Raw genomic sequence first — 1,778 nt, forward strand, 5'->3', positions numbered from 1 at the left:
TCATCGGGGCTCAGCCGTTCAGTTCGTGTGAGGCGTGTATTTCACCAGAGATGGAAGTCTTTTTCAGAGTTTCCTTAACGTTTGACTCTCAGGCTTCAGATCGTATTTATCGATAGCTTGCAGCAATAAAATGCGCTTTCAATCGATAGGTAAACCATTAGTCTTAGACCCAAGTTCCTACAGGATGTTGGTCATGCAGCTACGTAACTCTTCTTCTCGCTATGGTGCCGTCAGCATCTTCATGCACTGGTCTGTTGCGTTGGCGGTGTTCGGGTTGTTCGCACTGGGGTTGTGGATGGTCGGTCTGGACTATTACAGCCCTTGGCGCAAAGAGGCGCCTGACCTGCATAAAAGCATTGGTCTGACGCTATTCGCTGTAATGCTGCTACGCGTTGTATGGATCTGGTTCAGCCCGGCACCGCCGGCACTGGCCAGTTACAGCCGTGCAACACGAATCGGTGCCAAACTCGGGCATGGTTTTTTGTATCTGGGTTTGTTTGCCGTGATGATCGCCGGCTACCTGATTTCCACCTCTGAAGGCGTGGGTATTCCGGTTTTCGGCCTGTTTGAAGTCCCTGCACTGATTTCCAACCTGCCTGACCAGGCTGATGTAGCGGGTGTCGTGCATCTTTACCTGGCATGGGCCGTGGCCATTTTTGCAGGGCTTCATGGTCTGGTTGCTTTGAAACACCACTTTATCGATCGTGATGCGACCCTGAACCGTATGCTGGGGCGCAAAGCCTGATGCTCAACCTCAACTCAAAAGGAATAGAACGCATGTTGAAAAAGACCCTCGCTGCGCTGGCTCTCGGAACCGCAATGCTGACCGCAGGTCAGGCCATGGCGGCTGACTACACCATCGACAAAGAAGGCCAGCACGCCTTTATCGACTGGAAAGTCAGCCACCTGGGCTTCAGCTTCATTCACGGTACTTTCAAGGACTGGAGCGGTACGTTCTCGTGGGACGCAGCCAAACCTGCCGACAGCAAGATTGACGTGACCCTGAAAACCGCCAGCCTGTTTTCCAACCACGCCGAACGTGACAAGCATATCGCCAGCAAAGATTTCCTGGACGTGAGCAAGTACCCGGAAGCGACCTTCAAGTCGACCAAGGTTGTGCCGACTGGCGACAACACAGCTGACGTAACCGGTGACCTGACCCTGCACGGTGTGACCAAGCCTGTAACCTTCAAGGCAACGTTCAACGGCGAAGGCAAGGATCCGTGGGGCGGCGAACGTGCTGGCTTCAACGCGACCACCACCATCAACCTGCAGGATTTCGGCATCAAGTCCCCAAGCAAGGACCAGACCCTGAGCCTGGATATCTCGCTGGAAGGCGTAAAGGCCAAGTAATAGCGCTTTTAAACGGCTAAAAAAAACGCCCCGGCTTGTGAGAGCCGGGGCGTTTTTTTGTGTGCTGTCGTAGGAGCGGGCTTGCTCGCGATTGGATTGCCTCGGTGCAGCCGTTAACCCGAAGTACCTGAATCGCGAGCAAGCCCGCTCCCACAATTTTTAGCGGTTACGCGTCAGCAGCGCTGGCTTCTCGCCACGCGGGCGGTTCGGCAGTTGATCGAGCTGCTCAGGCGTCGGGAAGCGATCGCTTTTCGACTCTTTGTGCATGATCTTCGGCTGGTTCTCGCGTGGGCCTTTAACCGCTGGCTCTTGACGGGCATCGTCACGGGCCGGGCGGTTTTCGCGACGGGCCTGGCCGTCACGCGGAGCGCCACTGCGTGGACCGCTGCGCTTGGCAGGCGGAGTGCCAGTGCTGGCGCCGCTGC

The 1,778-nt window shown here is 56.0% G+C and carries 2 protein-coding genes and 1 pseudogene; 2 read left to right on the forward strand and 1 reads right to left on the reverse strand.

Going from position 1 to position 1,778, the window contains the following annotated elements; all coding sequences use genetic code 11:
• Positions 1-193 precede the first annotated feature (193 nt).
• Complete coding sequence (locus tag GHN92_RS23515; RefSeq protein ID WP_153381335.1) at positions 194-745, forward strand: cytochrome b; 552 nt, start codon at positions 194-196, stop codon at positions 743-745.
• Between the two features lie 32 nt (positions 746-777).
• On the forward strand, positions 778-1,353 hold the full coding sequence (locus tag GHN92_RS23520; RefSeq protein ID WP_094999874.1) for a YceI family protein: 576 nt from the start codon (positions 778-780) through the stop codon (positions 1,351-1,353).
• Between the two features lie 159 nt (positions 1,354-1,512).
• Here GHN92_RS23520 and GHN92_RS23525 read toward each other — a convergent pair.
• Positions 1,513-1,778: pseudogene (locus GHN92_RS23525) on the reverse strand (DEAD/DEAH box helicase); the annotation flags it as partial.

Source organism: Pseudomonas sp. FSL R10-2964, from assembly GCF_009600035.1.
Lineage (GTDB): Bacteria > Pseudomonadota > Gammaproteobacteria > Pseudomonadales > Pseudomonadaceae > Aquipseudomonas > Aquipseudomonas bubulae.

Excerpts from the sequence above, each read along its gene's own strand:
- GHN92_RS23520 (WP_094999874.1), top strand. The coding sequence starts at position 778 with ATGTTGAAAAAGACCCTCGCTGCGCTGGCTCTCGGAACCGCAATGCTG.
- GHN92_RS23515 (WP_153381335.1), top strand. The coding sequence starts at position 194 with ATGCAGCTACGTAACTCTTCTTCTCGCTATGGTGCCGTCAGCATCTTC.